The organism is Streptomyces sp. NPDC049585 (assembly GCF_040675615.1).
Classification (GTDB): domain Bacteria; phylum Actinomycetota; class Actinomycetes; order Streptomycetales; family Streptomycetaceae; genus Streptomyces; species Streptomyces luteosporeus.
The window spans coordinates 101,434-125,878 of the sequence record NZ_JBFAPE010000020.1; the positions used below are offsets into that span (position 1 = coordinate 101,434).

The 24,445-nt window shown below is 74.1% G+C and carries 17 protein-coding genes and 1 tRNA gene; 7 read left to right on the forward strand and 11 right to left on the reverse strand.

Going from position 1 to position 24,445, the window contains the following annotated elements; all coding sequences use genetic code 11:
• Positions 1 to 38: 38 nt before the first annotated feature.
• From sbnA to gntA, 6 genes are all read right to left on the reverse strand, one after another.
• Positions 39 to 1,025, reverse strand: coding sequence for a 2,3-diaminopropionate biosynthesis protein SbnA (sbnA, locus tag AB0K17_RS20985; RefSeq protein ID WP_365983820.1), 987 nt, complete (start codon positions 1,023 to 1,025; stop codon positions 39 to 41).
• Positions 1,022 to 8,197, reverse strand: coding sequence for an amino acid adenylation domain-containing protein (locus AB0K17_RS20990; RefSeq protein ID WP_365983821.1), 7,176 nt, complete (start codon positions 8,195 to 8,197; stop codon positions 1,022 to 1,024). Before AB0K17_RS20990 ends, sbnA begins: the two co-directional genes overlap by 4 nt.
• Positions 8,187 to 10,100 (reverse strand): non-ribosomal peptide synthetase, encoded by a 1,914-nt coding sequence (locus tag AB0K17_RS20995; RefSeq protein ID WP_365983832.1) that lies wholly within the window; start codon positions 10,098 to 10,100, stop codon positions 8,187 to 8,189. Before AB0K17_RS20995 ends, AB0K17_RS20990 begins: the two co-directional genes overlap by 11 nt.
• Positions 10,101 to 10,161: 61 nt before the next feature.
• Positions 10,162 to 11,100: an ornithine carbamoyltransferase gene (locus tag AB0K17_RS21000; RefSeq protein WP_365983833.1), complete on the reverse strand. Its 939-nt coding sequence runs from the start codon at positions 11,098 to 11,100 to the stop codon at positions 10,162 to 10,164.
• Between the two features lie 208 nt (positions 11,101 to 11,308).
• Positions 11,309 to 11,512: an MbtH family NRPS accessory protein gene (locus AB0K17_RS21005; RefSeq protein WP_344432542.1), complete on the reverse strand. Its 204-nt coding sequence runs from the start codon at positions 11,510 to 11,512 to the stop codon at positions 11,309 to 11,311.
• A gap of 397 nt (positions 11,513 to 11,909) precedes the next feature.
• Complete coding sequence (gntA, locus tag AB0K17_RS21010; RefSeq protein WP_365983823.1) at positions 11,910 to 12,593, reverse strand: guanitoxin biosynthesis heme-dependent pre-guanitoxin N-hydroxylase GntA; 684 nt, start codon at positions 12,591 to 12,593, stop codon at positions 11,910 to 11,912.
• Positions 12,594 to 12,735: 142 nt separating this feature from the next.
• On the opposite strand from gntA, the gene AB0K17_RS21015 reads away from it, so the two are divergent.
• The gene (locus AB0K17_RS21015; protein ID WP_365983824.1) at positions 12,736 to 13,404 is read left to right on the forward strand and encodes a hypothetical protein; all 669 of its coding nucleotides are present in this window, start codon (positions 12,736 to 12,738) and stop codon (positions 13,402 to 13,404) included.
• A gap of 189 nt (positions 13,405 to 13,593) precedes the next feature.
• Here AB0K17_RS21015 and AB0K17_RS21020 read toward each other — a convergent pair whose 3' ends face one another.
• Positions 13,594 to 14,643, reverse strand: a complete 1,050-nt coding sequence (locus AB0K17_RS21020; RefSeq protein ID WP_365983825.1) for an LLM class F420-dependent oxidoreductase — start codon at positions 14,641 to 14,643, stop codon at positions 13,594 to 13,596.
• Positions 14,644 to 14,730: 87 nt separating this feature from the next.
• Here AB0K17_RS21020 and AB0K17_RS21025 point away from each other — a divergent pair, with 87 nt between their 5' ends.
• A complete protein-coding gene (locus AB0K17_RS21025) occupies positions 14,731 to 15,714 on the forward strand; it encodes an aldo/keto reductase (RefSeq protein ID WP_365966358.1) in 984 nt (327 codons plus the stop codon).
• Positions 15,715 to 15,986: 272 nt separating this feature from the next.
• On the forward strand, positions 15,987 to 18,149 hold the full coding sequence (locus AB0K17_RS21030; RefSeq protein ID WP_365983834.1) for a helix-hairpin-helix domain-containing protein: 2,163 nt from the start codon (positions 15,987 to 15,989) through the stop codon (positions 18,147 to 18,149).
• 31 nt (positions 18,150 to 18,180) lie between these two features.
• On the opposite strand, the gene AB0K17_RS21035 is transcribed toward AB0K17_RS21030, so the two are convergent.
• A complete protein-coding gene (locus AB0K17_RS21035; RefSeq protein ID WP_365966357.1) occupies positions 18,181 to 18,936 on the reverse strand; it encodes a hypothetical protein in 756 nt (251 codons plus the stop codon).
• 47 nt (positions 18,937 to 18,983) lie between these two features.
• Between AB0K17_RS21035 and AB0K17_RS21040 the strand changes: the two genes are divergently transcribed.
• Positions 18,984 to 19,172, forward strand: a complete 189-nt coding sequence (locus tag AB0K17_RS21040; protein WP_365966356.1) for a DUF5703 family protein — start codon at positions 18,984 to 18,986, stop codon at positions 19,170 to 19,172.
• 159 nt (positions 19,173 to 19,331) lie between these two features.
• Here the strand turns inward: AB0K17_RS21040 and AB0K17_RS21045 are convergent, their stop codons facing one another.
• From AB0K17_RS21045 to AB0K17_RS21055, 3 genes are all read right to left on the reverse strand, one after another.
• Positions 19,332 to 20,171, reverse strand: a complete 840-nt coding sequence (locus AB0K17_RS21045) for a chaplin (RefSeq protein ID WP_365983826.1) — start codon at positions 20,169 to 20,171, stop codon at positions 19,332 to 19,334.
• Positions 20,172 to 20,322: 151 nt separating this feature from the next.
• Entirely contained in the window at positions 20,323 to 20,556 is a 234-nt protein-coding gene (locus tag AB0K17_RS21050; RefSeq protein WP_344437963.1) for a chaplin, read from the reverse strand.
• Positions 20,557 to 20,697: 141 nt separating this feature from the next.
• The gene (locus AB0K17_RS21055; protein WP_365983827.1) at positions 20,698 to 22,029 is read right to left on the reverse strand and encodes a M20/M25/M40 family metallo-hydrolase; all 1,332 of its coding nucleotides are present in this window, start codon (positions 22,027 to 22,029) and stop codon (positions 20,698 to 20,700) included.
• Positions 22,030 to 22,265: 236 nt separating this feature from the next.
• Here AB0K17_RS21055 and AB0K17_RS21060 point away from each other — a divergent pair.
• The 3 genes from AB0K17_RS21060 (at position 22,266) to AB0K17_RS21070 (ending at position 24,343) form a co-directional block, all read left to right on the forward strand.
• A tRNA-Leu gene (locus AB0K17_RS21060) sits at positions 22,266 to 22,350 on the forward strand.
• A 93-nt stretch (positions 22,351 to 22,443) separates the two neighbouring features.
• Complete coding sequence (locus tag AB0K17_RS21065) at positions 22,444 to 23,904, forward strand: MFS transporter (RefSeq protein WP_365983828.1); 1,461 nt, start codon at positions 22,444 to 22,446, stop codon at positions 23,902 to 23,904.
• Positions 23,905 to 23,944: 40 nt separating this feature from the next.
• Positions 23,945 to 24,343: a (2Fe-2S) ferredoxin domain-containing protein gene (locus AB0K17_RS21070; RefSeq protein ID WP_365966351.1), complete on the forward strand. Its 399-nt coding sequence runs from the start codon at positions 23,945 to 23,947 to the stop codon at positions 24,341 to 24,343.
• Positions 24,344 to 24,445: the final 102 nt, after the last annotated feature.

Below are 24,445 nucleotides of genomic sequence, written 5' to 3' on the forward strand. Positions count from 1 at the left end.
TCATCTCTGTATCGGCTGGTGCTTTGTCGGCTGGTGCCTTATCGGCTGCTGGTGGTGGTGGGGCCGAGACCGGCCAGTTCGGGGATGCCGGTGTAGCGCTCGGCGACCCAGGCGTCGGAGTAGACGGTGTCGATGTACTTGTCGCCCAGGTCGGGGGAGATGACGGCCACCCGGGAGCCGGTGGCGAGCGTGGGCGCGAGCTGCTGCACGGCGGCGAGTACGGTTCCGGTGGAGCCGCCCACCAGCAGGCCGTACGTCTCGGCGACGCGCCGGCACATCGCCACCGTGTCGGGTTCCGCGACGAGCAGCTTCTCGAAGCCGCCGGCGTCGGTGAACAGCTCGGGCCGCCGGCTGGTGCCGAGGCCGGGGATGAAGCGGGGTGCGGCGGGGCCGCCGAAGGTGACCGAGCCGACGGCGTCCACGGCGACGACCCGGGTGCCGGGGCTGTGCTCGGCGAAGTACTCGACGCAGCCCATCAGCGTGCCCGTGGTCCCGGCCCCGACGAACAGCGCGTCCACCGTGCCCAGCCCCTTGTGGACGGAGGCGGCGGTGCGGTCGCGGTGGGCCCGTACACCGGCGGGGTTGGCGTACTGGTTGAGCCACACCAGCGTCGGGTCCTCGGCGAGGCGGCGGTGGATGTAGGTGATCCGGGTGTTCAGGAAGCCGCCCTGCGCGTCCCGGGTGGTCACCTCGATCACCTCGGTGCTCAGGCTGCGCATGACGCGCAGCGAGTGGCGGGAGGCGTTCGGGTCCGTCACCACCGTCAGCGGATAGCCCTTGGCCGCGCACACCACCGACAGGGCGACGCCGAGGTTGCCGGACGAGGACTCGATGACGCGGGAGCCGGGGCGCAGGGTGCCCTCCCGCTCCATCGACTCGACGAGGGCGACGGCGGTCTTGAGCTTCACGGAGCCGGCGGGGTTGAGCCCCTCCAGCTTCAGGAACACCTCGCCGGCGGGCAGGAAGCCGGGCAGCCGCAGGAAGATGTCGTCGAGGACGACGTCGGATGCCTTCTCGTAGATCACTGCGATGGCCCCTCTCCGGTGCCGGCAGGGCCGGCACCGAGGCGTTCGCGGAGCACGGCCGCGATCGCGCCGAGCGGCTTCGGAGCAAGCATCTCCAGGTGCCGGCAGTCGACGACGTGCTCCTCGACCCGGCCGGTCACGTACGGCTTCCATGCCTCGGCCGGCGAGGACGACTGTGCCGCGTCGTGGCCCGCGGTGAAGAACAGCACGTCCCCGTCGTAGGGCTGCGCGGGCGGTTCCAGGCCGATGCGGGCCTCGTTGCGGAAGGTGTCGTACACCGCCCGGAGCGTGTCCTCCTCCAGCCCGGCGAGCGGTCCGGCCGCCGGGCCCGCCGCATCGAGGGCCCGCCGCAGCCCGGCGAGCGTCGGCGGACCCTCCCCGAGCGCTTCGCGGTCGAGGTCCGCCTCGTGCACCAGGTGGGAGACGAACTCCTCCTCGCCGGGCACCCGGACGTCCGTGGTGGACGGCTCGGAGTCCAGGACGGCCAGCAGGGCCACCTCGTGGCCGAGCCCCCGCAGCCGCACCGCCACCTCGTGGGCGAGGCGCCCGCCCCACGACCAGCCGAGCAGGTGGAAGGGGCCCTCCGCCTGGACGGTGAGGATCTGCGTCACGTAGTCCGCGGCCATCTCCCCGGTCGTGGCGGGCGCGAGATCGGGCCGGGTGAGGGCGCGCGCCTGCAGGCCGTACACGGGCCGCCCGGGCTCCAGCAGCCCCGCCAGCCGGGCGTACGGCCAGGCCAGGCCGCTGGCCGGGTGGACGCAGAACAGCGGGGGCCGTTCGCCGGTGCGGCGCAGCGGCAGCAGGACGCCCAGGCCCGCCGCGCGGTCCTCGGTGCCCAGCCGGGCGGCCAGGGCGGCGACCGTCGGGGCCTCGAAGAGCAGCCGGACCGGCAGCCGGGTCCCCAGCTCCGTACGGACCCGGGTCGCCACCCGGGTGGCCAGCAGCGAGTGGCCGCCGAGCTGGAAGAAGTCGTCGTCCACGCCGACGGACGGCACGCCGAGCACGTCGGCGAAGATGCCGCACAGGACCTTCTCCCGCTCGGTGGCGGGCGGGCGTCCCGCGCCCGCGGCCGGCAGCTCGGGCTCGGGCAGCCGCTTGCGGTCGACCTTGCCGTTGTCGCTCAGCGGCAGGGCGGCCATGGGCACCAGCACCGAGGGCACCATGGCCGGGGTGAGGACGCCGGTGAGCAGCGCCGCCACCTCGTCGGCCACGGCGCTGCCGGTGTAGTAGCCGACCAGGCGGTTGTGTCCGGCGGCGTCCGTGCGGACGACCACGACGGCGTCCCGGACGCCGTCCACCGCGCGCAGGGCCGTCTCCACCTCGGCGAGCTCGATGCGCTGGCCGCGGATCTTGACCTGGTGGTCGTTGCGGCCGAGGAACTCCAGCTGCCCGTCCGGCCGGTACCGCGCCTGGTCCCCGGTCCGGTACAGGCGCGCGCCGGGCAGCCCGGAGAACGGGTCCGGCACGAACGCGTCCGCCGTTTTCGCGGGGTCCCCCAGGTAGCCGTAGCCCACGCCGGTGCCGCCCACGTACAGCTCGCCGACGGCGCCCAGCGGGACCGGCCGCATCGCCTCGTCCAGCACGTACAGCTGCGTGTTGCGGATGACGCGCCCGATCGGCACGCGCTGCCCGGCCCCGGGAGCGGTCCGCGGGGTCAGCCACGCGTGCGTGACGTCGTCCGAACACTCCGTCGGACCATAGGCGTTGACCAGCGGGATGTCCGGATAGCGGGCGAACCAGCGGGCGCACAGGTCGGGCGGCAGTGCCTCGCCGGTGACCATCAGCCAGCGCAGCGCGGGCAGTTCCGGCGCGTCCCCGGTGGCGTCCCAGCCGTCGAGGGCGGTGCGCAGCAGCGAGGGCACCACCTCGACGCCGGTGAGGCGCTCTGCGGCGACCATGCCGAACAGCAGGTCGGGGTCGGCCGCCAGGTCGTCGCCGGCGACGCGGGTGCGCCCGCCGGCCACGAAGGCGGCCAGCATCTGCCACACCGAGATGTCGAAGCTCAGTGGCGCGTTCTGCAGCACGCTGTCGTCGGCGGTCAGCTCCAGGTCCTCCACCTTGGCGAGCAGGTGGTTGACCATGCCCCGGCGGTGCACCATCGCGCCCTTGGGGCGGCCGGTGGTCCCGGAGGTGAACAGGACGTACGCCAGGTCGTCCGGCTGCCCGACGGGCGCGGCCAGCTCGTCCGGTGCGTCGCACTCCTCGCCGAGCACGAGCACCGGCACCGGCACCGTGCCGGTGCCCGCCGCCGCGGCGAGCTCCCCGGCCCGATCGGCGTGCGCGGGGTCGGCGAGGACGACGCGCGCGCCGCTGCGGGCGAGCATGTCGGCGTTGCGGGCGAGGGGGCCCGAGGGGTCCAGCGGGAGGTACGCGGCGCCCGCGCCGAGGATGCCGAGCAGCGCGACGGGCACGGCCACCGAGCGGGCCGCGCACACGGCCACCACGGTGCCCGGGCCGGCTCCGGCGGCGGTCAGGCGGCGGGAGAGCGCGGAGGCCCGGCCCGCGAGGGTGGCGTAGTCGAGCTCCGTGCGGTCGTCGCAGAGCGCGGTCGCCCGCGGCCGCTCGGCGGCGATCCGCTGGACGTGGGCCACCAGGTCGTCGAGGCCGTTCTCGCGCTCGCTGCGGTTGAACTCCGTGAGCAGCAGCTCGCGTTCGCCCGCGCCGAGGACGTCCAGCCGGCTCACCGGGACCGAGGGGTCCGCCGCGACCTGCCGCAGCACCCCCAGCAGGCGCTCGACGAGAGCGCGCGCGGTCGCCGGGTCGAACAGCTCGGTGCTGTAGTCCAGCCGGCCGGCCATCCCGGCGGGGCCGGAGGCGTCCGTGCGGGCGGTGAGCTCGAAGGACAGGTCGAAGGGGACGGCGGTGGCACCGACCGGCAGCACCGCGGCGGTCAGCCCCGGGAAGTCGAGCTCCTCCACGGCGCTTTCCATCACGCCCAGCTCGACCTGGAACAGCGGGTTGCGGCCGGGCACACGCGGCGGGCCCAGCACCTCCACCAGCCGTTCGAACGGCACGTCCTGGTGGGCGTATGCCGCGAGGTCGCCCTCGCGCACCCGCTCCAGCAGGTCGGCGAAGGCCGGGTCGCCGGAGACGTCGGTGCGCAGCACGAGGGAGTTCACGAAGAACCCGACCAGGTCGTCCAGCGCCTCGTCGGCGCGCCCGGCGACCGGGGCCCCGATGGGTATGTCGGATCCGGCACCGAGCCGGTGCAGCAGGGCTGCCAGCGCGGCCTGGACCACCATGAACAGGCTGGCCCGCCGCCCGGCGGCCAGGGCGCCCAGCGCGGCGTGCAGCTCGGCGTCCACCGTGAACAGCTCGACGCCGCCCCGGTGGGTGCCGGCGGCCGGGCGCGGCCGGTCGGTGGGCAGGGTCAGCTCCTCGGGCAGACCGGCCAGGGCCGAGCGCCAGTGGTCCAGCTGCCGGGCCATCAGGCTGCCGGGGGTCTCCTCGGAACCGGTCGTCTCCAGCTGCCAGGCGGCGTAGTCGGCGTACTGCACGGGCAGCGGCTCCCAGCCGGGTGCCGCACCGTGCAGGCGCGCCGCGTAGGCGCGGGAGAGGTCCCGGCCGAGTGGGCCCATCGACCAGCCGTCCGCGGCGATGTGGTGCACCACGAGCAGCAGGACGTGCACACGCTCGCCCAGCGCGAACAGCGTCGCCCGCAGCGGCGGGTCGACCCGCAGGCGGAACGGCCGGGAGGCCTCCGCCAGCAGCGCCTCGTCCAGTCCGGCCTCCGTGGCCTCGCACACCACGAGGGCGGGCGCCGCCTGCTCGGCGGGCAGCACGTGCTGGTACGGCTCGCCGTCGCGCTCCGGGTAGACGGTGCGCAGCACCTCGTGGCGTTCCACGACGTCGGCGAGGGCGCGTTCGAGGGCGGTGCGGTCCAGCTCCCCGTCCAGCCGAACGGCCAGAGGGATCTTGTACGGCGAGTGCTCGGGGGCCATCGTGTCGAGGAACCACAGCCGGCGCTGCCCGGACGAGGCCGGCGCCGTCGCGCCGCGCGGCCGGGGCCGCAGCGGCGGCCGGGCGGCCGGGGCGCCGCCCAGGCGCCCGGCGAGGCCGGCGACGGTGGGCGCCTCGAAGACCGTGCGGACGGGGAGTTCGACGTCCAGGACGGTGCGCACCCGGGAGGCCAGGCGCATGGCCAGCAGCGAGTTGCCGCCGAGGTCGAAGAAGCTGTCGTCGATGCCGATCCGCTCGCCGCCGAGCGTCTCGGTGAAGAGCCCGCACAGGGTCTCCTCCAGCTCGGTGCGCGGCGCCCGGCCGGCCGCTTGCCCGGTCAGCTCGGGCGCGGGCAGACCGGCGCGGTCGAGCTTGCCGTTCGGGGTCAGCGGGAGCTCGTCCAGCAGGACGACGGCGACCGGCACCATGTAGTCCGGCAGCCGCTGCGCCGCGTGGGCGCGCAGCTCCGCGGCGAGGGTGCCGGTGCCGGGTCCCGCCGCCGGTACCGCGTAGGCGACCAGCTGCTTGCCGCCGCCTGCGGCGTCCCGGGCGACGACGACGGTCTGCGCCACGGCAGGGTGCTGCTGCAGCACGGCTTCGATCTCGCCGAGCTCCACCCGGAAGCCGCGGATCTTGACCTGTTCGTCGGCGCGGCCGACGTACTCGATCTCGCCGTTCGGCAGCCAGCGGGCCAGGTCACCGGTGCGGTACATCCGCTCGCCCGTACCGAACGGGCAGGGCAGGAACCGGTCGGCGGTCAGACCGGGCCGGTTCAGGTAGCCCCGGGAGACGCCGGCGCCCGCGATGTACAGCTCGCCGACGACGCCCACCGGGACGGGGGCCAGGTCCGCGTCCAGCACATAGGCCCGGCCGTTCCACACCGGCCGGCCGATGTTCTGCCCGCTGGTGCCGCGCAGGCGCTGCGGGCTCGTCGCGTCGGCGGTGCACTCGGTCGGGCCGTAGCAGTTGTACGTCTCCATGTCGTCCGCCGCGCCGATCTCGGCCAGCAGCGCCTCGCCGATGGCCTCGCCGCCCATGACCAGCACCGCGGGCCGGCGGCCCTCCAGCAGCCCGGCGAGCAGCAGTTGTTCGGCGAAGGAGGGCGTGACGTCCACGACGTCGATGCGGTGCTCGTCGACGAAGCGCACGAACGCCGCCGGGTCGTACCGGCACACCTCGTCGACCAGGTGCAGCTCGTGCCCGTCCAGCATCCACAGCATCCCGGCCACCGACGCGTCGAAGGAGATCGACGAGGCCAGCGCCATGCGCAGCCGCTTTGCACCGGCCCCCCGGGCAGCGGGCCCGAAGTAGGCGGCGCGGTGGTTGTGGAAGAGGTTGACGGCGTTGCGGTGCTCGACCACCACGCCCTTGGGGACGCCGGTCGAGCCGGAGGTGTAGATGACGTAGGCGGCGTGCGCGGGGTCGAGCGGTGCGGCCCGCTCGGCGTCGGTGAGGTTCGTCCCCGGGTGGGCGGCGGCCGCCTTCGCGACCTCGGGGTCGTCCAGGAGGAGCAGCCCGGTGCCCTCCGGCAGGGCCGCGGCGTGCTCGGCGGAGGTGACGACCAGCACGGGGGCCGCGTCGGTCACCAGGTGGGCGATGCGGGAGGCGGGGTAGTCGGGGTCGATGGGCACGTACGCCGCGCCGGCCTTCTGGATCGCCAGGACGGCGGCCATCATCCCGGGGGAGTGCCGCAGCGAGAGGCCGACCAGCCGCTCGGCGCCTGCGCCCCGGGCGACCAGCACCCGGGCCAGCCGGTTGGCCCGCTCGTTGAGCTCGGCGAAGGTCAGCGCCTCGCCGGCGAACACGGTGGCCACGGCGTCGGGCGTGCGGGCCGCCTGCGCCTCGAACAGCTCCGGCAGCGTGGTGGCGGGCACCGGGTGCGCGGTGTCGTTCCACTCCACCAGGACGCGGTGCCGCTCGGCCGGGCCCAGCAGGTCGACGGAGGACAGCGGCCGGGCGGGGTCCTGCGCGAACGCCCCGAGCAGCCGCACCAGCCAGTCCAGGACGCGTTCGGCGGTGTCCGCGTCGAACGCGTCGGTGCGGTACTCCAGCCGCAGCCGCAGGTCCGCGCCGGGGAGCACGGTCAGGCTGAGCGGGTAGTGGGTGGCGTCGATGTCGTACGCGTCGACGATCCGCAAGTCCCCGCCGGCCTCCCGGGACCGCTCGGGGTAGTTCTGGAACACCATCAGGGTGTCGAACAGAGGGCCGGAGCCGACGAGTTGCTGGATCTCGGTGAGGCCGAGGTTGTGGTGGGGCAGCAGTTCCGCCTGCTCGTTCTGCAGGCCGCGCAGCAGCTCGGCCAGCGGGGCCGAGGAGTCGACCCGCAGGCGGGCCGGCAGGGTGTTGATCAGCAGGCCGATGATCCGGTCGACGCCCTCGACCGCCTCCGGGCGGCTGGAGACGGTGACGCCGAAGAGCACGTCGTCGCGGCCGGTGAGGCGGGAGAGGACCATCCCCCACGCGCCCTGGACGACGGTGTTCAGGGTGAGTCTGCTGCCGCGCGCCCGGGCGGTCAGCGCCGCCGTCACCTCCTCGCCCAGGCCCCTCTCCAGGGTGCGGGGCGCCGTGGTCTGCACTCCGGTCGCCGCGGGGGCGACCAGGGTGGGGCCCTCCACGCCCGCGAGCGAGCGCCGCCAGGCGTCGCGCGCGACGTCGCGGTCCTGGGCGGCCAGCCAGCGCAGGTAGTTCTCGTACGGCACGACCGGGGGCAGGCCCGCGGCGTCCCCCTGCTGCCGGTAAAGGGTGAGCAGCTCGTCGAGCAGCGGCGGAATGGACCAGCCGTCCAGCAGGATGTGGTGGTGCGTCATCACCAGGCGCCAGCGCGTGGCGGTGCGCCGGATCAGCGTGAAGCGCAGCAGCGGCGGCCTGGCCAGGTCGAAGGGGACCGCCTGGTCCTCGGCCATCAGCCGGTCGAGCTCGGCCTCGCGCGCCTCCTCCGGCAGCCCGGACAGGTCGAACTCCCGCAGCGGCACCTCCACCGTGGGCGGGATCAGCTGCACCGGGGTGCCCTGCTTCTTCGCCGTACGGAAGCAGGCGCGCAGGTTGGCGTGCCGCTCGGTCAGGGCGCGGACGGCGGTTTCCAGGACCGGCGTCTCGACGTGTCCTTCGAGCTCGACCACCATCTGCGGCATGTAGACACCGACGGTCTGCCGGTCGAACAGGGAGAGGAACAGCATCCCCTCCTGCAGCGGGGCCAGCGGCAGGATGGCCGGCTTCCGGCTGTCAGAGCTCATCTGTCCATTCCCCTGTGAGATCGTCGATGTCGTCCTGGCTCAGCTCCAGCAGCGGCGCCCCACCCGTGGCGTCGCCCCCGGTCGTCCCGGCCGGCTCCGGCTCCGGTGCCGGTGCCAGGAGCCCGGCCAGCGCCTCGGCCCGCTGGTGGGTGAACACGTCCTTGGGGGAGAGCACCCAGCCCGCCTCGCGGACCCGCGCCGCGAGCCGGATGGCCAGCACGCTGTCGCCGCCCAGGTCGAAGAACGCGTCGTCGGGGCCGACCCGGTCCAGGCCCAGCACCTCGGCGAACAGGCCGCACAGCAGGTCCTCGCGGGGGGTGCGCGGCGCCCGTGCGGAGACGGCGGCGGACAGGTCGGGGGCGGGCAGGGCGGCGCGGTCCAGCTTCCCGTTGCGGCTCAGCGGGAAGGCGTCCAGGACGACGACCGCGCTGGGCACGAGGTGGTCGGGCAGCAGCCCGGCCAGGTGGCGGCGCAGCGCGGCGGGCTCCGGCGCGGCCCCCTCCCGGGGGACGACGTACGCGACCAGGCGCTTGCCGCCCGGCTGGTCCTCGCGGGCGACGACCACGCTGTCGGCGACGCCGGAGTGGGCGCCGAGCGCGGCCTCGACCTCGCCGGGCTCGATGCGGAAGCCGCGGATCTTGACCTGCTCGTCGACCCGGCCCCGGAACTCCAGGTTCCCGTCCGGCCGCCACACGGCGAGGTCGCCCGTGCGGTACATCCGCTCGCCGGGCGCCCCGAAGGGACAGGGCACGAACCGCTCGGCCGTCAGGCCGGGCTGGCGCAGGTAGCCCCGGGCGAGCCCGGCGCCGGCGAGGAACAGCTCGCCCTCCTCGCCGACCGGCACTGGCTTGAGGTCCTCGTCGAGCACGTACGCCCGGGTGTTCACCACGGGCCGGCCGATCGGCGGGACGGCCGTGCCCGCCGTGACCTCCGTGGCCACCGCGTCCACGGTGGCCTCGGTGGGGCCGTAGGCGTTGAACATCCGCCGCCCCGGGGCCCATTGGTCCACCAGCTTGCCGGAGCACACGTCGCCGGCGGTGGCGATGGTGCGCAGCGTCGGGTACGCGGCGGGCGGCAGGGCGGCGAGCACCTGGGGCGGGATGGTCACGTGGGTGGCGCCGGCCCGGTCGATCAGGGCGCCCAGCTCCTCCCCGGACAGGCAGTCCCCCGGCCTGACGACGAGGGCCGAGCCGGAGGCCAGCGCCATCAGCATGTCGCCGACCGAGCAGTCGAAGCTGAACGAGGCGAACTGCAGCACGCCGTCGCCCTCGGTGATCCCGAAGCGCTCGATGTGGTCGACCGCCAGACTCGCCAGGCCGGCGTGCGTCACCACCACGCCCTTGGGCCTGCCCGTCGATCCGGAGGTGTGGATGACGTACGCCGCGTGGTCCGCGTCGAGCCGGGCGAGCCGTTCGGCGTCCGTCAGGTCGTGGCCGGGCTGCCCGGCGATCAGCGCCGCGACGTCCGGGTCGTCGAGGACGATCCGTCCGGGGCCCTCCGGCAGCCCGTCCGCCGCGGCGGCGGTGGTCAGGACGAGGTGGGGCGCCGCGGACGCCAGCAGCGCGGCGATGCGGGCCGGCGGGTACTCCGGGTCGACCGGCACCCAGGCCGCGCCGGCCTTCGACACCGCCAGGTTGGCGACGAGCGTCCCGGCGGAGCGCGGCGTCGCCACGGCCACCAGTTGCTCGGGCCCGGCGCCGCGGGCCACCAGGACCCGCGCCAGCCGGTTGGCGCGCTCGTTGAGCTCCCGGTAGGTCAGGGCCGTGCGGTCGTGGACGACGGCCGTGCGGTCGGGGACGCGCCGGACCTGCGTTTCGAACAGCTCCGGAAGGGTCGTGCGCAGCCCCTCGCGGGCGGTGTCGTTCCATTCCGCCCGGACGGCCGTGGGCTCGGTGGCGGACATCGTGTTCACGTGTGCGATTCCCCCGCTGTGGTGTGGTCCCCCGGCGCTCGGCGCCGGATCGTCAGCGCGCGCCGGCGCACCATTCCAGGACGGCCATCGCCGCGTACATCTTGTTCTCGGACTGGTCGAAGGCCAGGCTCTTGGGGCCGTCCAGGACCTCGGCGGTGACGTCCTCGCCCCGGTGGGCGGGCAGGTCGTGCAGGAACACGGCGTCGGGGCTCGCGTCCCACAGCGCGGTGGTCACCTGGAACGGTGCGAAGACCTTGCGCCAGTTCGGGTCCGCCTTGCTGGTGCCCGTGGTCTGCCACCGGGTCGTGTAGATGACGTCGAAGCCGGCCGGTGCGGTGTCCATGGAGTGCAGTTCGGTCACCTGCGCCCCACTGGCCTCCGCGTTCAACAGCGCCTGCCGCATGGTCGCGGGCGCCAGTCCGTAGCCGGGCGGCGTCCGCAGCTCCAGCCGGACACCCTTGAAGCGGCTGAGCGTCAGCGCCAGGGCCGCGGCGGTGTTGTTGCCCTCGCCCACGTAACAGACCCGCAGACCCTCCAGGGTGCCGAAGCGGCACAGCAGGGTGGTCAGGTCGGCGATCGCCTGGGTCGGGTGCTCGTCGGCGGTCATCGCGTTGATCACGGCCATCCGCGACTGCGCGGCGAACGCCCGCAGGTCGGCCGGGTCGCCCGCACTGCGCACCACGAGCAGGTCCAGCATCCGGGAGAGCACCTCGGCGGTGTCCTCCAGGGTCTCCCCGCTGTTGGTCTGCAGGTCGTCGGGGCCGTAGGAGATGAGCTTCGCGCCGAGCCGAAGGGCCGCGGCGGAGAAGGACGTACGGGTGCGGGTCGACGTCTTCAGGAAGAGGACGCCGGCGACCAGCCCGGAGAGCTGGTCCCCCGAGCGGACGGAGCCACGGGAGAACGCGGCACCCCGCTCGACGAGGGAGCGCAGATCGGAGTCGGTCAGGTCCCTCGTGGAGATCAGGTGACGCACGGCGGGGCTGCTCACAATGTCCTTTCACGACGGGACGCCGGCAGGCGGCGCTCCCGTCACTCGTGTCGCTGTCGACTCCGCGGCCACGCGCGGGCCAGGGCCCGCGGCGCACGCTGCGGGATAGGGCGGTGCCGCATCGGGTGGCGCGGGATCAGGTGGTGCGAAACCGGGCGATGCGAAATGGGGCGGTGCGAAATCGGGCGGTGCCGTACGGGGCGGTGCCGCATCAAGAGGTGGACGCCGCGGTGCGGCGGCGCAGGCTCGCCGGGCGCATGTCGGTCCACACGGTGTCGATGTGGGCCAGGCACTCCTGCTTGGGGCCCTCGAAGCCCTCGGCCCGCCAGCCCGCCGGAAGGTCGCCGTCCGCGGGCCAGACGGAGTACTGCTCCTCGTCGTTGATCACCACGCGAAAACGCCGGTCGTCGTTCATGGGGCTCCCCCGAGCGGAAGGCGGGCGTTCCCTCAAGCCGGGGCCGCCCGCTGGATGTCTCGTCGTGCGATGATCGGCGAACGCCGGTGCAGGACTTGCTCGTTGTGCTGAGGAAACAGGGCATGACGCGGCGCGGCACGCCGGACGTGCCGCCACTGGGGCCGGGCCGGCGTCGCTGCCGCCGCGCCAGGTTGCCACGCTGTTACGCGGCCTCGTTATGACTCGGATCACACAGTCAACAGGTGTGTTGCGCTTGAGAGTTGCTCGATGGCCGGAATCCGCTGCACCTACCAGGCACTTCTTCCCCGGGGCGCCGTTCCCCGGCCAACTCCCTTGTCCGCAAAGGAATTCGGGAGAATGGCCGGAACGAAACGCCGGCCCGGCGGGGGCCGTCCGTTCAGCGGTTCTCCGCCACCGGCCGGAAAGGGCAGGTCCACCTCGGTTCGGCCGTGCGCCCCGAGTACTGCCGGGCCTCCGAGGACAGGCCGAACTCGTCCAGATTCGGATTGACCGACTGCTGCAGGCGCATCTCGCGCTGACGGATGCGGCGCTGGAGGCCGCTGTATACACCGTTCTGCTTCAACCGCTCGAACTGGTGGTGCGAGTTGAAGGCCAGGGCGGTGAGCGGGGAGCGGCGCGTGATCCGCGAGGCCCCGTCGTGCATGCCGACGACGAAGAAGGGGTGTCCGGCGACGCTGAAGGCGAAGCGCGGGGACTCGGGGTCGGGGTCCGCGTCCGGGGCCCATGCGTAGCGCTTCCGGTCGATCGCATGCAGATCCGACAGTTGTTGCCACAGGGTCGCCTCGAACTGCTCCTCGGAGAGCCCGGAGGGCCCGTCGAAGACGGCGATGAAGGTGGCGAAGTTCTCCTCGGGACCGAGCTGTTCGGCGACGTAGCCCTCAAGTGCCCGGTGCAGCGCGGCAGTCGTCTCCGCGGCGCCCAGGGGGCCGGGCATCGCATAGGTGATCAAGTCCCTGCGCAGGGCGGCCTTTCCCGCCAGGCAGCTGAACCGGTCGCTGCGTAACCAGTCGCCGATCAGCGCGCGGATCTCGTCCTGTCGTTGACCGAGGTGCTCGGACACGCCAGTCTCCCCCTGTGGTCATGACGGTGTATGCGGCCATGGTGTGCGCGTATCGCCATGCGCCCGGCCGCATGCATTCCTCGGGATGTGCCGCGACACGATCGGTCGAGTGAACAAAGCTCGTCAAAGAGGAGCAAATCGCATGGAACTACTCGTCTCACCGGACGCCCGCGCCCTGGGCCTGCACCATTCGCGCGCCTGGCGACTGACCGCCGACGCCCCGCTGCTCGGCGGCGAGGGGCTCACCGCCGAGCAGGTGGCCGCCGCGTACGACGCGCAGGCCCCGCTGCCCGAGGGGTACCGCAAACTCCTCGCCGGCCTCGGCCACCCCGAGGTCGTCCCGGCCGGCGAGCGCCTGCGGACCGTGGTCGCCACGCGCGGCTGGCGCTCCCACGGCGCCGTCGTCGACGCGGTGAGCGTGGCGACGCTGCGGCACGGCGCCGGCATCGGCCTGCACCGGCTGCTGCCCGAGGACGACGGCCGCGACCTCGTCGTCGCCCGCGCCACCGGCGGCGAACGGATCGTGCCGGCCTTCACCTCCCGCTCCCGGCCCGTCCCGGCCGGCGACCTGGTCTACGGCGTACCGGCCCCCGGCGGGGCCCTGGAGCCCTTCGCCTGGCTGGGCCGCCGCGACTGCGACTCCGCCGAGCGCCAGGTCGGCGAGGGCGACCACGAGGCGCTCCTCGTCGTCCTCGGCTGCCCCGGCGAGGACGCGGGGCACACGGAGGAGATCGGCGCGACTGTCGCGGAGGTGCTCGCCTCGGTGCGGCCGGGCATCACCCTCACACCCTTGCCGCATCCGGCCGACTAGGCCGTGTCCGGCGGATCATGCAGTGCCCCGTCAGGGGCGCGGGGAACTGCGCGATCGGCCAGCGACGGCCCGCAGCTGACACACCACCCCGAGGGGCCGACTGCGGGCACGTCGTGGCTTGTCGCGCAGTTCCCCGCGCCCCTTACGGGGCGCCGTGGTGGCGCGTGACGACGATCCGCCGGACACCCCCTAGGCCAGACCGGCCAGCTCCAGGGCCTGGACGCCGGCGCGCAGGGTGGCCAGGCGCTCGTCCAGGGTCAGGCCGGCGGGCGCGAGGGAGAGCGTGGTCACGCCGGCGTCCGCGTAGGCCTGCATGCGGTCGGCGATCCGCTCGACGGAGCCGAGCAGGGTGGTGGAGTCGATGAGCGAGCGCGGCACGGCCGCGGCGGCGCCCTGCTTGTCGCCGGAGAGGTACTTCTGCTGGATCTCCGCGGCCTCCTTCTCGTAGCCCATGCGGCTCGCCAGCTTGTTGTAGAAGTTCTGCTTGGGGCTGCCCATGCCGCCGACGTACAGGGCGGTGTACGGGCGGAAGAGGTCGGCCAGGGCGTCGACGTCGTCGCCGAGAGCGATGGGCACGGTCGGCACGACGTCGAACCCGTCCATCGTCTTGCCGGCCTTCTCGCGGCCCGCGCGCAGCGGCGCGAGGGTGGTCTCCTCGGCGTGCTCGGGGGCGTAGAAGATCACGAGAGCGCCGTCGGCGATCTCGCCGGTCTGCTCCAGGTTCTTCGGGCCGATGGCGGCGATGTACAGCGGGATGCGCTCGCGCACCGGGTGCACGGTGAGCTTGATGGGCTTGCCGGGGCCGCCGGGCAGGGGCAGGGTCCAGTGGTCGCCGTCGTGGGTCACGCGCTCGCGCGACATGGCCTTGCGGATGATCTCGACGTACTCGCGGGTGCGGGCGAGCGGCTTGTCGAACTTCACCCCGTACCAGCCCTCGGAGACCTGCGGCCCGGACACGCCGAGGCCCAGGCGGAAGCGGCCGCCGGAGAGCGAGTCGAGCGTGGCGGCCGTCATCGCCGTCATGGTGGGCGTGCGGGCCGGGATCTGGAAGATGGCCGAGCCGACGTCGATGCGCTCGGTCTGCGCGGCGACCCAGGCCAGCACGGTGGCGGCGTCCGAGCCGTAGGCCTCGGCGGCCCAGCACACCGCGTAACCCAGCCGGTCGGCCTCGCGGGCGACCGCGAGGTTGTCCGCGTCCATCCCGGCTCCCCAGTAACCGAGGTTGATACCGAGCCGCATGCCGCACCCCTTACTCGTCAGTAACGTCGTTGTCGGGCGGACTCTAGCGCGCCGACCCCTGGTACGTCACCGATACTCTCGGCGGTCATGGAACACAGGCACCTCGGCCGCACGGGGCTACGGGTCTCCCGGCTCGGGCTCGGCACACTCACCTGGGGCCGGGACACGGGCGAACACGACGCGGCCGAGCAACTGCGGACGTTCTGGGAGGCCGGCGGCAGCCTCGTCGACACCGCGGACGTCTACGCCGACGGGCGCGCCGAACTCCTCCTCGGCCGGCTCCTCGGCGATCTCGTGCCCCGCGACGACGTGGTCATCGCCACCAAGGCCGGCAGCGTGGCGGACCCCGAGCGGCGCGTGGACTGCTCCCGCGGCCACCTGCTCGCGGCCCTCGACGCCTCCCTGGCCCGGCTCGGCACCGACCACGTGGACATATGGCAGGTCCACGCCTTCGACCCGCACACCCCGCTGGAGGAGACGCTGCACGCCGTCGACCTCGCGGTCGCCAGCGGTCGCGCCCGCTACGCGGGCGTCTCCAACTTCTGCGGCTGGCAGCTCGCCAAGGCCGCCACCTGGCAGCTGGCCGTACCCGGCGGGCGCACCCGGCTGGCCTGTACGCAGATGGAGTACTCCCTGCTGCAGCGCGGCATCGAGCGCGAAGTGCTGCCGGCCGCGCTCGACCTGGGCGTGGGCCTCCTGCCCTCCTCCCCCCTGGGGCGCGGCGTGCTCACCGGCAAGTACCGGCACGCGACCCCCGCCGACTCGCGCGGCGCCTCCGAACGCCTGGCACCGTTCGTCGCCCCGTACCTCGACGAGAGGGCGCGCGGCGTCGTGGACGCCGTCCGGACCGCGGCCGACGGCCTCGCCACGACCTGCCTCCAGGTCGCCCTGGCATGGGTGCGCGACCGGCCCGGAGTCGTCGCCCCCATCGTCGGCGCCCGCACGGCGCAGCAGCTCAGGGCGGCATTGTCAGTGGAGACCCTTACGCTTCCGCACGAGATCTGCCAGGCGCTCGACGACGTGTCGGCGCCCGTGCACCGCTACCCGGACCAGGACTGGAGCACGCTGTGACCGACCCCCGCACGCCCGACGCCACGGCGCCCCCGGCGGGGGCCCCGGCAGACCCCGCCCCTCCGGGCCCGGACCCGACGCCGCCGTCCGCGGAGCCGGCCCAGCCCCCAACGGCGCCGGGTGCCGATTCGGCCGCGGGGCCCGGGCCCGAGGTGCCGTCCATCGAGGGCGACGCAGGGCCCGGCACGAGCACTGCCGGGGGCGCGGCACACCCCGGCACCCCGGGCACGGGCGCGGCCGAGGCCGCCGCGGAGCCCGGTGCGGGCGGCGCGATGCCGGCCGGGGCCGGCGACGAGCCGGCCGACCGCCCGGCGGCGCCGGATGCCGAGCCGGCCGCGGGGCCCGGGCCCGACGTGGTCGACCCGGCGTCGGGCGGCCCTTTGCGCGGCAGTGCCGGGGATGCCGAGGGGGAGCAGGCCGCGCAACACGCGCCGGGGGCGCACTCCGACGAGCCCGCGGCGCCGCGTACCGCGGCGGGTGCGGGCTCCGGCGAGGAGCAGGGCGCACCGCAGGCGCAGGCGGCCACCGCCGGCGACGAGCAGGCCGCCCCCCAGGCGCAGGGCGCCGCGTCCAAGCGGTCGGCCGTTGCCGAGGCGCTTGCCGCTGCCGTGCGGGCCGTGGAGAGCGGGGAGCGGTCCGCCGATTCGTTCTTCAACGAGCGCAAGGCCGCGCCCCGGCCCAAGCCAAAACCTCAGCCCCAGCCACAGTCCCAGCCCCGCCCGGCCGCGGAGCGACCCGCGGCGCGCGTCGTGCCGAGTGCCGGGCTGACCGAGGTGCTCGCCGCCGGCGGGGCGCCCGCGCAGCTGGCGGGGGCCGTCGCCGAGGCCCTCGGCGAGCAGGCCGCCGACGAGCTGCGCGAGGACCCCTGGCGGCTGCTCGCCGTGCCGGGTGTGCGGCCGGAGCAGGCGGACGGGTTCGCCCGGGCGCTGCTGGGCGACGCATGCGGGCCCGACGACGAGCGGCGCGCCCGCGCGCTGGTCGTGTGGCTGCTGGAGCGTGCGGCCCTTGCCGGGCACACGGCGCTCGAGTCCTCGGCGCTGCGCGCCGAGCTGGCCAAGCGGTCCGTTCCGGACGTGGACGCGGCGCTGCAGAGTGCCGTTGCCGAGGGCACCGTCCTGGTGTTCCGGGAGGGGGACGAAGAGGAGGAGGCGCAGGAGGCGCCCGTACGGCTGCTCCTCGGGCTGGACCGGTACGCGATGGCGGAGGAGAGCCTCGCCGACGGGCTGGCCCGGCTGGTCACGGCCGCCCCCACCGAGGCGGAGGGCGACTGGGAGACCGCGGCAGCCGCCGCCCCCTCGCCTTCCGCCGCGGACCTGATCCGCGCGGCGGCCGGCCACGGCCTGGTGACGCACAGCGGCGGGGAGGCCGCCCGGGCCGAGCCCGCCGCGCTGGTCGCGGCCGCGGCCGGCCTGGGCCTGCGGGCCTGGGCGGCGGCGCACACCGAGGACGGCCGGCGCCGCCTCGCCGGCCTGGGCGTGGCCGACGCCGTGACCGTGGCCGGGCTGCTGTCCGGGCAGGAGGGGCCCGGCCGGGACGAGGACGGCGCGCTCGCCCTGGACGTCCTGGCCGTGCTGGACGCCCCGCAGCTGGACGTGGAGACGGCCGCCCTGCTGGTGGAGTCGCTGGCGGACGGCACCCGCCTGGTGCTCAGCGGTGATCCCGGCGTGCTGTGGTCGGCGGGCCCCGGCCGGGTCTTCGCGGACGTCGTGGCGGCCCGCGCCTGTCCGGCGGTGGTCTCGCGCACCCCCGATCCGGGCCCCCTCGGGGAGCTGGTCTCGGGCATCGGCGTGGGCGAGCTCGCCCAGGTGGAGGCGCCCGGCAAGGAGGTCGTGATCGTGCCCGTGCGCGAGCCGGCGGAGGCCGTGCACCGTACGGTGCAGCTCGTGGCGGACTCGATCCCGCGGGCGATCGGCGTGCCCCCGCAGGACACGCAGGTGATCACTCCGGGCCATGGCGGCCCGGCCGGCACCCGGGCGCTCAATGCGGCACTGAAGGAGCGGCTGAACCCCGGGCCGGGCCGCTTCGGCGGCTTCGACCCCGGCGACCGCGTCGTGTACGTGCCGGCGCCCGGCCGCATGGTGCCCGGCACCGTGGTCGGGGCGGATACGGACGGCCTGCGGCTGGAGTGCGGCGGAGAGCCTGTGGTCGTGCCGCCCGGGCGGGTGGCGCAGGAGGTGCGGCACGGCTGGGCCGTGACCGCCCACCAGGCGGCCGGTGCGCGCTGGCCCGCGGCCGTGGTCGTGCTGCCGGGCGATGCGGCGCAGGGCCTGACCCGGTCCTGGGTGTACACGGCCTTCGGCCGCGGGGAGCGACACCTGTCGGTGGTGCACGGCGTGGATCAGGCGCTGCCCCGGGCGGTGGCGGAGGTGCCGGCGAAGGAGCGGACCACCCGGCTGCGGGGGCTGCTGGAGGCGCAGACGCGCACCGCCGGGTGATCCTGCCCGGCCGGCGTGCGCGGGAAGGGGCTCAGCGCCCCTTCCCGCGCACGACCTCCAGGTCGTCGTCCCCGTCGTCGCCGTCGTCCTCGTCGTCGCCGCCCTCGTCGTCGCCGCGCCCGTCGGTGTCGTCGTCCTCGCCGTCGAGTTCCTCGTCGAAGACGGCGCTGACGTCGAAGCGGCACACGACCCGCTGCGGGTCGGCCTCGTCGAACGGCGCCGAGAGCCACTCCCCCGGGTCGCTGGGTTCGTCGGCGGCCGCGACCCAGAGCGTGGAGTCGCCCTCCTCCAGGCCGAATTCCTTGTGCCGGGAGGCGATTTCGTCCGGCTCGTACTCGCCGAAGATCACTCCCAGGGCCGCGTGCACGCTGCTGCCGACCAGGTCCGCCGTGGTTCCGGCGGCGGCCGCGCCCCGGCTCACGTCCTCGCCGGCGTCGGGGTCGAGGTCGGCGACGCGCCGGGCCTGGGCGAGCAGCCGCTGCGGCTCGACCACGGCGTAGTCCCTGCGGATGAGCACGCTGAGCGCGCTGGGCTCCTCGGGGCCGGCGTAGGCGGGCAGGGCCTCGTCGCCGGGGATCTCGAACGGGGTGACCTCGTCGTAGGCGTCGTAGAGCAGCTCGTCGTACGCCTCGGCTGTCGCGGCCAGCTCGTTGAACGCGGCGTAGACGGCCGGGTCGTCCTCCCCCGATCGGCGTTCGATGGCCTCGAGGTGACGGTCCAGAGCGGCTTTGACCGCCTCGGCGGCGGCGCGTACCTCGGCAGCGGTCGGCTGCGCAGCATCAGACATAGTGCAGACGCTATCCGCACCGGGCCCGTTCCCGCACAATAGATGCGATGCCGGAATACGAATTCTGCGATGTGTATGTGCCCCGAGGGGTCTCCCGCGGCGCCGCCACACGCTTGCTGACGGACCATGCCGAGTACGGACACTGGGAGTTGGACCGACTACGCCTGTTTCCGGACGGCAGCCGACGGGTGCGGCTGCGGCGCCGGATCATCCGCCAGATCCGTGCCACCTGGTGAAGGACCGATCCGCACCGACTGACGGCGGACGAGTGACGGCGGACGAGTGACGACAGGGGGGCACCGGGGGGCGTGCCGACGGCACGACAGTGGAGCGGGCCCCGCGGCGGCGGGGCCCGCTCCTTTGTGGTGTGTCCGTGCGACCGTGCTCCGGGGTCGTCAGCCCTGGGAGCCGCGGGCGCGGCGGTAGAGCACCGCGCCGCCGGCCAGCAGCGCCGCGCTGGCCGCGGCGGCCGCGCCGATCTGGCCCGCACCGGTGTGCGCGAGCTCGGCGGCCTGCTGGGCGACCGTCGCCGGGCGGTGCTCGGCGAGGACCTCCGCCTCGCGGTGGGCGCCCTTCACCTCCGTCGCCGGGGTGCCCGTGTGGCCGCCCGGCTTCTGCGGGTGCCCACCGGGGCCGTGGTGCTCGCCACCGGCCGGCGGCTGGTGACCGGGCTTCTCGCCGGGCGGGTTGTGGTGACCGCCGGGGTGGTGCCCGCCCGGGTGACCGGGCTTGTCGCCGTGCGGCGGCTGGTGGTCGTGCCCGCCGCCCTGGCCGTCGTTGACACAGGTGTTGCCGTTGGCCGGGTTGCCGATGCCCACCACGTCCACGCTGTTGCCGCAGGCGTTCACCGGGATGCTGATCGGCGCCTGCACGGTGTTGCCGGAGCCGATGCCGGGCGAGTCGGTGTTCTTCGCGCCCGCCTGCGCCCCGCCGTGACCGCTGCCGCTGCCGTGTCCGCCGCCGTGACCGCCGTGGGTGGCGTGGCCGCCCCCGCCGTTGACGCAGGTGTTGCCCGTCGCCGAGTTCAGCAGCCCCACCACGTTGACGGTGTTGCCGCAGGCGTTGACCGGAACCGTGACCGGCACCTGCACCGTGTTCCCGGACGCGATACCCGGGTTGTGCGTCGCCACGGCGCCCGCACCCGAGTCCGCCTGCGCGTAGCTGCCGGTCACTGCGGCGAGGACCCCGCTCGCCGCCGCAGCCGTGATCAGGCCCTTCTTGGTGACCTGTCGCATTGTCGTCTTGCCCCTTTTGTTTTTGCCTCCATTGCGCCGATCCCTACCCGCGCAACGGAATGCTCAGTCGAAAAGCCCGGTGGCTCCGGAGCACCAGCCGTGCGCTCCGGAGCCACCCTGGTTCAATCCCGCGTCGATTCCGACAGGGACGTCACTTGTTGACGCAGACGTTGCCGGTGGCGGGGTTCAGCAGCCCGACGACGTTGATCGTGTTGCCGCACACGTTCACCGGGACCTCGACCGGGACCTGCACGACGTTGCCCGAGACGACGCCGGGGTTGTGCGTGGACACCGCCTGGGCCCCGCTGCTGGCGGCGGCAACACCCGCGCCGGCGAGAACGAGACCACTGGTGGCAGCCGCAGCGGCGACGACCTTCTTGAGCATGGATTCCTCCTTGTTGGCAATGCGATCCCAGCCGCGGACCGCACACCTGTAACGATGAGGAGGTAATCCGGCTACGTACGCGCCCAAGCGTTCACTCTTTCCGGTTAAGAAAGTGGCAAGGGTGGGCGAACGCGGGGGATTTCAGCACGCGTCGAGGAAGCGGTCGAGCACGCGCACCCCGAATTTCAGGCCGTCGACGGGCACCCGCTCGTCGACGCCGTGGAACATTCCGGCGAAGTCCAGCTCGGGCGGCAGCTGCAGCGGCGCGAAGCCGAAGCAGCGAATGCCCAGGTCGTCGAAGGACTTGGCGTCCGTGCCGCCGGAGAGCATGTAGGGCACGGCGCGGGCGATGGGGTCCTCGGCCCGCAGCGAGGACTGCATGGCCTCGACGAGCCGGCCGTCGAAGCTGGTCTCCAGCGCCTTGTCGGCGTGCACGTCCTCGCGCCGGACGCGGGGGCCGAGGATGCGGTCGAGGTCGGCGAGGAACTCCTCCTCGTAGCCCGGCAGGAACCGGCCGTCGACGTGGGCCGTGGCCTGCCCGGGGATGACGTTGACCTTGTAGCCGGCGCCCAGCATCGTCGGGGCCGCGCTGTTGCGCAGCGTGGTGCCGATCATCTTGGCGATGCCGCCGAGCGTGGCGAGTGTGGTCTCCATGTCCTCGGGGTCGAGCGGGATGCCGAGCGCGTCGGAGAGCTCGTCGAGGAACGCCCGTACGGTCTTGGTCACGCGCACCGGGAACTCGTGCCGGCCCAGCCGGGCGACCGCCTCGCACAGCTCGGTGATCGCGTTGTCCTTGTTGGTCATCGAGCCGTGGCCGGCGGTGCCGTCCACGGTCAGCCGCATCCAGTGCATGCCCTTCTGGGCGGTCTCGATCAGATACAGCCGCAGGTCCTCGTTGACCGTGAAGGAGAAGCCGCCGACCTCGCCGATCGCCTCGGTCACCCCGTCGAACAGGTCGCGGTGGTTGTCGACCAGGTGCCGGGCGCCGAAGACGCCGCCGGCCTCCTCGTCGGCGAGGAAGGCGAGCACGATGTCGCGGGAGGGCCGGCGGCCGGAGCGCAGGCGGTCGCGGACGACCGCGAGGGTCATGGCGTCCATGTCCTTCATGTCGACCGCGCCGCGCCCCCATACACAGCCGTCGGCGATCTCGCCGGAGAAGGGGTGGTGCGTCCAGTCGCCCGCGTCGGCGGGCACGACGTCGGTGTGGCCGTGGATGAGCAGGGCGGGCCGCGAGGGGTCGGTGCCCTCGATGCGCGCGACGGTCGAGGCCCGGCCGGGGTGGGACTCGATGATCTGCGGCTCCAGGCCGACCTCGGCGAGCTTCTCGGCCACGTACTCCGCCGCCCGCCGCTCGCCAGGACCGGAGTGGTCGCCGTAGTTGCTGGTGTCGATCCGGATCAGGTCCCGGCACAGGTCGACGACCTCGTCCTCGCCGCGGATCGCCGCCCCCGCGGCCGGCTTCGACTGGCTCACGCTGCCTCCTCGTATTTCGCGTCCGGCGCCGCGCGCTCGTGGCCGGGGCGCCGGCATGGGTGCACCGGCCATCCTCCCTCGCGGGCCGCCCGCGCCCAAGGCCGCAATGAGCCCGACATGCGCCCGTGACGATCAGCGGAACGATCACTGGGCAGGAGGGGTGATCGGGCACCCGCGAATGTTTGGTATTGTTTTCCATGTCGCCGCGGGGAACGCCCCGCAGAGACAGACACCTGGTCCGGGTGGCGGAATGGCAGACGCGCTAGCTTGAGGTGCTAGTGCCCTTTATCGGGCGTGGGGGTTCAAGTCCCCCCTCGGACACTCACCGAAAACCCCAGCTGAGCTGGGGTTTTTCTGTGTGTGCGCGGTCGTGCGCCGCGTCCTTCGGCAATCCCCCACACCGCACGTCAAGGCATGAACGTTTCTCTCTCCGAGCGCTCCGAGCACTCCGAGCGCACTTCGGTCCGCTCCCTGTCCGACCGCCGTCCCGTCCGTGTGGGCGTGCTGGTCACCGCCCTCCTCGCGGCCTGTGTCGCCTTCCAGCTCAACGCCAGCATGCTCAGCCCCGCGCTGAAGAGCATCGAGGACGAGCTGGGCGCGAGCTCCGCCGAGATCGGTCTGACCCAGACCGCGTTCTTCACGTCGGCGGCCCTGTTCTCCCTCTTCCTGCCGCGCCTGGGCGACCTCGTCGGCCGCCGCAAGGTACTGACCGGCATGCTGGCCCTGATGGCGGTCGGCTGTGTCGTGGCCGCGTTCGCGACCAACGTGCCGATGCTCTTCGCCGGCCGGGTGATCCAGGGCGCCTCCGGCCCGGTCGTGCCGCTGTGCCTGATCATGCTGCGCGTCGAGATCAAGGAGCCCAAGCGGTACGGCACGCTGCTGGGCGTGATCACCGCGGTCAACGGCGGCGTGGCCGGCGTGGACTCGCTGGCCGGCGGCTTCCTGGCCGACAAGCACGGCTTCCAGGCCGTCTTCTGGGCCATGGCCGCGGTGGCCGTGATCGCGACCGCCCTGGTGGCGTTCTTCACCCCGGAGTCGAAGGTCGCCGGCTCGCACCGGATGGACTGGCCGGGCGTCGCCCTGCTGGTCGTCTCGGTCGGCGCCCTGCTCGTGGCGCTCAACGAGGCCGGCAAGCTCGGCGCCGCGAACTGGGCGCTGGTGGGCGGCCTGACCGCGATCGCCGCGGTCGCCTTCGGCCTGTTCTGGCGCACCGAGGACCGCTCGGCGCACCCGCTGGTGGCCACCGCGCACCTGCGGCGCCGCGCCACCTGGGCGACGCTGCTGACCACCGTGCTGACCATGACGGGCGTGTTCGCCGTCATGAACGGCCTGATCCCGGCGTTCGCGCAGGACGCGCAGGCGGGTCTGGGCATGTCCGCCGAGCAGTCGGCCTGGTGGACGCTGACCCCGTACGCGCTCGCCGGTCTGGCCATGGGCCCGGTCGCGGGCCGCCTGGCGGCGACCTTCGGCTACGGGCGCGTGCTGCGCCTGGGCCTGGTCGGCTCCGCGGCCTCCGTCGTGCTGATGATCGTCACGATCCCGGCGCACTCGCGCGTGCTGCTGCTGGCGACCTCGGTCCTGGTCGGCATCACCTACGCGGGCGTGGCCAACATCGTGCTCAACGGCCTGGGCGTGGTGCACTCCCCGAAGGAGAACCCGGGCTTCCTGCCCGGCCTGAACGCGGGTGCCTTCAACCTGGGCGCGGGGCTGAGCTTCGCCGCGCTGTACGCGGTGAAGACGGCGCTGGTGCCCTCGGACGCCACCTCGGCCGGCGGCTACGTGGCCGGCATGGTGGCCGGTGTGGCGATCATGGTCGCGGCGCTGGCCACGTCCTTCCTCATCCCCAAGCCGGTGGCGGCCGAAGAGCAGCACTGAGGGCTCCCGCAGGCGGCGGGCGCTTCCGTATGATCACCCGATGATCACTGACGGCGCTCGTCGCCCCGCGCCCGCCCCCTGCCGGATCACGGTCTGCCGCGGCTGCTGCTGCGGTGTCGAGTCCAAGGTGCCCGGCGTCGACCACGCCGGGCAGATCGCCCGCCTGCGGACCGCCCTGGACGGGGCGGCCCCGGTGCGGGCGTCGGAGTGCCTGGACGTGTGCGAACAGGCCAACGTGGTCGTCGTCCAGCCGTCGGCCGCCGGCCGGGCCGCGGGCGGCAGGCCGGTGTGGCTGGGGCTGGTCAACGACGACGGGGCGCTGGAGGACATAGCCGCCTGGGTCCGCGCCGGCGGACCGGGCCTGGCCGAGCCGCCGGGGGTGCTGGACCTGTACGCGTTCACGGTCTCCCGGCGGGTCGGCAAGGCACTGGCCGACTAGGCCGTGCCCGGCGGATCATGCAGTGCCCCGTAGGGGCGCGGGGAACTGCGCGATCAGCCAGCGACGGCCTGCAGTCGACGCGCCGGGGGCGAAGCGCGGCAC